The sequence below is a fragment of the Microcoleus sp. K4-B3 genome, from assembly GCF_036704615.1.
Taxonomy (GTDB): Bacteria; Cyanobacteriota; Cyanobacteriia; order Cyanobacteriales; family Microcoleaceae; genus Microcoleus.
Genome location: NZ_JAUBSF010000161.1, coordinates 1 through 6353, shown reverse-complemented (window position 1 = coordinate 6353; position 6353 = coordinate 1). Strand labels below are relative to the sequence as shown.

The window sequence follows — 6353 nt, the reverse complement described above, 5'->3', positions numbered from 1 at the left end:
GATTGTGTCATTTATAAAATTATCCTATGTATTCAATTACTGTAATTAAACTTCACTACATATTTATTACTACCAAGTCTTGACTCTTCCGGCTTTTGTACCGCTAGCTGAGCAGATAAAAAAAAGCCGATATGTGGTGTCACATGAGTCAAAACTTGGTCTCTGACTGCAAGTTCAATATCTTCTAATGTCTTCAAGGAATCAGGATTACAATCATCATAAAGGATGGCAGAAATAGCATCTAGATGTGTTTTAATTTCCTGTTGTTGTTCAGGTGTCATGATTATATATCAAGTGGGAAGAGATGATAATTATTCCCTATTATACTGATGCTCGGCAAAAAAGTCATGGTGGGGTTCCCAGTATTTATACTCACCGCAAAAGTGACACGCTCCCCTCTTGATTTCTGTGGTGAGGAAATTTACATCGGCAAATTTGCCCTCGTCTGTGATTTCTTCTTCAAAGTCCAGGAGCGGTTGATATTCCGCTCCCGGTAGCTCTGCCCACCCGTCTAGAAAGTCTGAATTTAGAGTGAGTTGCATGGTTGTTAAAATTCGGATTGGTTGCTGATAACTTCGACTTGAGATAGCGAGGCATCTTGTGGTAAAAATTGCTTGTCAAATGTCAGCCTAGGCGCTACAGGATCGATTCCCAGCCTCTGTAAAAAAAACTTCAAGCTTTCGTAATGTTGGGTGGCTTTCTCAATATCTTTGATAAGTCCTTTCAGTGTGAAAACTTTTTTTTCTATTTCGAGTTCTAGTGCGTGCGCCTCTTCCGCTAAACGGTTTTGAGCGTCGAGTTCCGAGAGTAAACCGTCAATCTCAAGTTTTAAAGACTGATAGCCCTCCGAAAGATTATCTACGTCGCTGCTAACTTCGATTTTTCCGTCTCTGTCGAGGTTTTCCCATTTGTTTTTTTTGTAAACGGGAACGGAGATTTTTAGAAAAGTCATTGATTTGTACCTATTTGTTGATGGTTTAGTAAATCGCCAGTCACATGACAGTGACATAACGAGGGGGAGGAAGCGATCGCCCGGTTCGAGTGGCGATCGCGTAAATCTGATTAAGAAGGGTAAAAAAGTCAATGTTGTACGCAACAAATGATTTCTACATGGCATCACCCCCCTGGAGGCGATCGGGCTGGCTGGGTGCTGCGGCCAGCGGCGATGCAACGGTTATGTAACTGAGGTACGAACGATATGTGTTTAACCCCTATTTGGTATGCGTTTGGTATGTGATTGATTTGTGATCGAGTTGTGGTTAAGTTGCGGTCGAGTTGCGTTTGATGTAGGCTGACTTGGGCTGACTTGCGGTTGACTTGCCCCCGGGGGAAATTTGGGCGGCACCGGCCCCGGCAAGCGGGCAAAAATCCCCGTGTCGGGCGGTTCATCGGAGTCGTTTTGCCGATCGCACCAAGCGTCAAAAGTCGGGATAGAAAAGTTGCAAGTACTGGAACTTTCAATCGCCGGTGAGAGTTCCATCACTTCGGACGGTTCCGGTTCGTACCAGTCATCGGGGCACGGGGCCCACTCGCAAAAGGAATCGAGGGAGATTTCCAGCGGTTCGGGGTGTTCTGCGTCCCAAAGTGCGATCGCCCTTTTGAAGTCTTCGAGCAATTCAAAATCATCGGGGTCTGGCGGCTCGTCGTCTGTTTCCGGTTCGAGCAAATTCAGTTGCCCGGTGACTTCTGCTTTGTAGTGAACTTCGCCGAAGTAGGGGGGGTAGGTTACTAGAAACCTAGGCGAGAAGGTAATCCCCGGCAGTGACTGGGAACAATCCGCTTCGACATCGAGGGATTTTTTGGCCGCTGGTGCGATCGCACTTTGACTGACTTTTGACTGACTTTCGACTCGCCCTTTGCCGTCGCCTCGGTTGGGAGGTTGTTCGTCGTTGAAGATGGCGGTCAATTCATCTGGGCGATCGAGTAGAGCTCGCCCTTTATCTCCTTCACTATTCCCTGCCACCGCCAAAACTCGATCGCCCTTTTGACTTCCCAGTGCTTCAGCTTCATCGCTGCTGCTATCTCCATCTGGTTGGGCGGTCGGAGGGCGTGAGTTATGTAAGTCAGCACTTGCAGGTCTAGATTCGACATCGCTGATAGTTGCATTAATTTCCGTTTGGGCGATCGGCCCCGCGGTCGGTTTCGGGTAGACGATGCGGCCGAATTTGGATTCGATCGGCTCCTGAACCAGTTCGACACCGGGGGGATTTTGTAAAAGCTCCTGAAGGCGATCGGGAAAATTCCTCTTTACTACATCAATAAACCCTGGTGTATCTGGCCGATTCGACCGAGGCACCAAACAAACTTCTGATGGATCGAGAAAACCAATTCTGGCAGAAAGGATAAGTTTTGGATTTTCGTGAGGATTATCAATCATTAAAGCGCCATTGAAAGTATTAACGCGAAGCACTTGGAAAATCTCGCCGCGCTTAACACCAGTAGCAAGTCTGGGCTTTCGGGTTACTTTTACCCAATCACCAAGTTTTATTGGCTCCTGGGCTTGAACTTCGATCGCCTCTTTAACCTGTTCGACTTGGGCCGGGGGAACTTTCAGCAGTTGCAGCAGCGGGAGGGTGGCATCGGCGATGGCATCAATCCAGTTTTGGCGGCACCGCTTATCGCCCTCCGGGAGCACGTTGAGCTGCCAGCCAATTTCCTTCAATTCCTTTAAATTCTTGCTCTGTAAGGCTTCCAGTGTGTACATAAAGGGAAAGGGTGGGAGTTGCCCACCCGCCAATACTAGGGGTATGCTGTGGAATCTTGTCTCATGACAGACTTTGGTCTATCATAGAGTCTATGATGAGAAATTGTCAATATCTCATCATAGACTTTGTTAATCTCTTAAGAGTGATGTTATGAATCAAAAACATGGTCAAGGTCAAGAAGGCGAAACAGTTGGAGTACGGGGAAGTGAAGGTCACGAAAGCTTTCGGGCTTACACCTACGGGAGCGAAACTCTTTCGGGAGCTAGCGCAAGGGTTGGGGGTCAGTCCCTCACAATTGATCGAGAAGATAGCAAGGAGGGAACTGGAAGTTTCGACCCCTTTGGGGGAGTTATCGACCAGCTAATAGACGATGCTAGAAAGCAGTGGGTCAAGAGTCAGGAATGCATCGTCTGGTATCGTTCAGAGGCTGAAGAGTACAAGCAAAAGCTCGACAACTTAATCAAGCTCAAGGAGTTACAGCAGCAGCAACAGCAAGAGATGCGGCGGCAGCAAGAGACACAGCACCAGCAACAAACAGAGTCATCCAACGATAGCAACGGCGGGGAAAACCTCGCAGAATAATCGCAACAGAAGCCAGCATCCCTTGTGGGGCGCTGGTTTTGCGTTAGTAATTAGTAATTATACCAGTTTCATAAAATAGTGCTACAGTTAATAGATGCACTATTTGTAAATGAACACTGAAATATAAGGAGGAAAAATGTCAGGAGTCGTTAAGATTGAGATTCAGGAAACAGCAGAAGAACTGAAAGCTCTTCTGGCTCAACAGAAAGATGCTGTGTGCCACGAAAAACTGCAAGCTCTGTATTGGCTCAAAACCAAAATGGCAGATAGCGTATTGTCTGTTGCGGTGCGGCGCCGGTAAACATCGTACCACAATTCAAAGATGGTTGTCTAGTTATCGTTCGGGAGGCATCGCAGAATTGTTATATCAAAAACCCCGATCGGGAAGACCAAGAATTATGACAGCAGAAACTGTAGATAGATTATCAAAAGAATTGCTCGACCCCGAAGGATTCAGTAGTTACAAAGAAGTACATCAATGGCTGACAACCTGCTGCGAAGTTCCTGTGGCATATGGGACAGTACATCAATGGACTTGCATATCGTCTCAAAGGAAAATTACGCATTGCCACGAAGGCGTGAGTGAAAAACAGAAAGCAGGGGCAGTAGAAGAATTTAAAAAAAACTCCCAGTTCTCATCAAAGCCAGTCTGACACAAAGTAAGAGCTTTTTAAAACAGTGGAAAAAACTGCGCTATTGGAGTCAAGATGAAAGCCGGATGGGTTTGCATACAGTTCAAAGAAGAAAGTTAACTGGTTGCGGAGTAAAACCGCAAGTCCAAGTGCTATGGGACTTTACTTATTTGTGGCTTTATGGCGCAGTAGAACCGCTAACTGGATCAAGCTTTTTTTATGAATTTACTCACTTAGACACAGTTGGCTTTGAGAAATTTTTAGAGCTATTTGCCAGTGAGTATCCGGAGGATTTACATATAATTCAACTAGATAATGGAGGATTTCATAACTCTTTAAATCTTAGCATACCAGAAAATGTTATTTTACTGTTTCAACCCGCATACAGTCCGGAAGTAAACCCAATAGAAAGACTGTGGGGATATATAAAAGAACAATTGAAATGGTTGAGATTTGACCAAATAGAAGAGTTGAGAGTGGCGGTGAAAAAAGAGTTAAATAAGTTGACGTTGGAAGTTATTACTTCTTTGACGGGATGGAAATTTATTTTAGAGGCTCTATATGTAGCAGAACTTTAGGAAATTGGTATAAGTTATTAGTCGCCAGGAGCGATCGCACTTATGAACAAAGCAGAACTTGTGGAGTTGGCCGCCACCAAAGCCGACACTACCCAGAAAGCAGCCAATGCACTGTTAAACGCCCTGATAGATTCCATCACTCAGGCAGTCGCCGACGGCGAGAAAGTAACGCTAGTAGGTTTTGGTTCGTTTGAACCGAGGGAGCGGAAAGCCCGCGACGGTCGCAATCCCAAGACCGGGGAACAGATGACGATACCTGCTACCACGGTGCCGGCTTTCTCGGCAGGCAAGCAATTCAAAGATGCTGTGAGCGGCCGAACCGCGTAGACAATTTGCCGATCGGTCGCTGTTGGGCGATCGGCTACTACTAGACAATCACTAGACAACCAATGACCAAGTATCCCAACCTGAAGAAATACGCCGACGAAGTGAACGCGATGCAGGACTTGCCGCCAGCTTCGATCGAACTTCCGCCCATCGCAGCGATCGCCATCATCAGCCACATCCAACTGGCAACCCGTCACCCAGCGATTGCCGACGATACGTTTACCAAAATTGCGATCGAAACGGCTCACCAGTTGCAACAACTGTTCAATCCAGATTCTGAAACTTACAAAGTGCTAGAACTCGGCTGGAATCCGACGGAGGACATCCTGCCTGCTGAGGACTTCTGCTACGAACCCTGCGAGAAATTTCATCAGAACCTCGGCTGTCGCTGCACCGGTTACAAGGTCGCGGAAGTTGTAGCGGGCAACGATGAAAGTCTCCCGCCCGAAGTCTTAGCAGCGACCGCGGCGACGATGGAACAATTCACGCGAGCTCTTGAGAGCGAAGGTTTTGAAGTGATTGAGGACTATGCTGGCGAGGACATTATGGACAGATACATCGACCCCGAAGAATTCAACAATATCGAACCCAGCGGATATTTCTAAAATTCTGGCGACCAGGCAGCGCAAACAATTTGCCGATCGGTCGCTTTCGGGCGATCGGCTTTCATAAGGCGCAAACAACGTGTAGACAGTGTGTAAACAAAGGAGAATCTGTGGACAATGACGACACCCCTATAACTTTTATTTCTGAAATAATTACTGTTTTAGAAAGGCAATCGGAACTTATAGAAGAGCAACAAAAAGAAATAGATGATGTTCGCAAAAAAACATTAAGCCTAGTTGAAAAAGTAAAACTTTTAGAGAAAGACAATACCGTAGACCCCGCCAACGAAGGTATCGTACTTTCACTAATCTCGCGACTGAAGGCTGTTTCGGACAAACTAGGCAGCAATCTTTCTGAGTAATCTAGCGGAGGGCGATCGGCTACCGCTAGACAACCACTAGACAACCAATGTAGAGGAATCAATGTTGACAAAAGAAGAAGCAGTAGCTCTATTGGGAGGATCTAGGAAAGAACTCGCGGACTCTCCCCAAACCCCAGAGGAAATATTACAGGCAATGACGATAGTGGCAAACAACTACTATCGTGAAGCGATCGCAACCAACTGTCACACGTTTATTGAATTCACCGGCCTGATGAACGAGTACATCAAAATCTGCGAGAGAAACCTCAAGCAGCGGGGAGTCGATTTTACTAAAACTAGCGTTCACTGTCCCGGTGAGCCAAAGCTGCAGATAGAGGTCTGGGAATTAGATTATATCAATGACAAGCTCCGCTGCATATTTCCAAATTTGAAACTTGTGGAAGTAGAAGACACTTTGGAATGCCAAACAGATGGAGCTTACAACACAGATGGTTAGCGCTCAACTTTCACTTTTTGACACCGCCGCGGCTGAATCGGGAAGTTTTTACAAACCGGGCGATTGGGTAAAAATCCGCAAAGTACCTTCGATCGCGAAACACGT

Annotated in this window: 12 protein-coding genes; 8 read left to right on the top strand and 4 right to left on the bottom strand. The window is 46.4% G+C overall.

The window, feature by feature from the left end; translation table 11 throughout:
* Positions 1-32: 32 nt before the first annotated feature.
* From QUA78_RS31380 to QUA78_RS31365, 4 genes are all read right to left on the bottom strand, one after another.
* Positions 33-281, bottom strand: coding sequence for a hypothetical protein (locus tag QUA78_RS31380; protein WP_333399220.1), 249 nt, complete (start codon positions 279-281; stop codon positions 33-35).
* 30 nt (positions 282-311) lie between these two features.
* The gene (locus QUA78_RS31375; RefSeq protein WP_333399219.1) at positions 312-542 is read right to left on the bottom strand and encodes a hypothetical protein; all 231 of its coding nucleotides are present in this window, start codon (positions 540-542) and stop codon (positions 312-314) included.
* 5 nt (positions 543-547) lie between these two features.
* Positions 548-952: a hypothetical protein gene (locus tag QUA78_RS31370; protein ID WP_333399218.1), complete on the bottom strand. Its 405-nt coding sequence runs from the start codon at positions 950-952 to the stop codon at positions 548-550.
* A 252-nt stretch (positions 953-1204) separates the two neighbouring features.
* Positions 1205-2704, bottom strand: coding sequence for a hypothetical protein (locus QUA78_RS31365; protein ID WP_333399217.1), 1500 nt, complete (start codon positions 2702-2704; stop codon positions 1205-1207).
* Between the two features lie 151 nt (positions 2705-2855).
* On the opposite strand from QUA78_RS31365, the gene QUA78_RS31360 reads away from it, so the two are divergent.
* The 8 genes from QUA78_RS31360 to QUA78_RS31325 all read left to right on the top strand — a co-directional run bounded on the left by QUA78_RS31360 (position 2856) and on the right by QUA78_RS31325 (position 6248).
* Complete coding sequence (locus QUA78_RS31360; protein ID WP_333306983.1) at positions 2856-3287, top strand: hypothetical protein; 432 nt, start codon at positions 2856-2858, stop codon at positions 3285-3287.
* A gap of 136 nt (positions 3288-3423) precedes the next feature.
* On the top strand, positions 3424-3588 hold the full coding sequence (locus tag QUA78_RS31355; protein WP_333306981.1) for a hypothetical protein: 165 nt from the start codon (positions 3424-3426) through the stop codon (positions 3586-3588).
* On the top strand, positions 3569-3940 hold the full coding sequence (locus tag QUA78_RS31350; protein ID WP_333306980.1) for a helix-turn-helix domain-containing protein: 372 nt from the start codon (positions 3569-3571) through the stop codon (positions 3938-3940). The genes QUA78_RS31355 and QUA78_RS31350 overlap by 20 nt, the downstream gene beginning before the upstream one ends.
* On the top strand, positions 3925-4497 hold the full coding sequence (locus QUA78_RS31345) for an IS630 family transposase (RefSeq protein ID WP_333306985.1): 573 nt from the start codon (positions 3925-3927) through the stop codon (positions 4495-4497). The genes QUA78_RS31350 and QUA78_RS31345 overlap by 16 nt, the downstream gene beginning before the upstream one ends.
* Before the next feature lie 42 nt (positions 4498-4539).
* A complete protein-coding gene (locus QUA78_RS31340; protein WP_333306978.1) occupies positions 4540-4824 on the top strand; it encodes an HU family DNA-binding protein in 285 nt (94 codons plus the stop codon).
* Positions 4825-4886: 62 nt separating this feature from the next.
* Positions 4887-5429 (top strand): hypothetical protein, encoded by a 543-nt coding sequence (locus QUA78_RS31335; protein WP_333306977.1) that lies wholly within the window; start codon positions 4887-4889, stop codon positions 5427-5429.
* Between the two features lie 110 nt (positions 5430-5539).
* Positions 5540-5791, top strand: coding sequence for a hypothetical protein (locus tag QUA78_RS31330; RefSeq protein WP_333306975.1), 252 nt, complete (start codon positions 5540-5542; stop codon positions 5789-5791).
* Positions 5792-5852: 61 nt separating this feature from the next.
* Positions 5853-6248: a hypothetical protein gene (locus QUA78_RS31325; RefSeq protein WP_333306973.1), complete on the top strand. Its 396-nt coding sequence runs from the start codon at positions 5853-5855 to the stop codon at positions 6246-6248.
* The last annotated feature ends 105 nt before the right edge of the window (positions 6249-6353 follow it).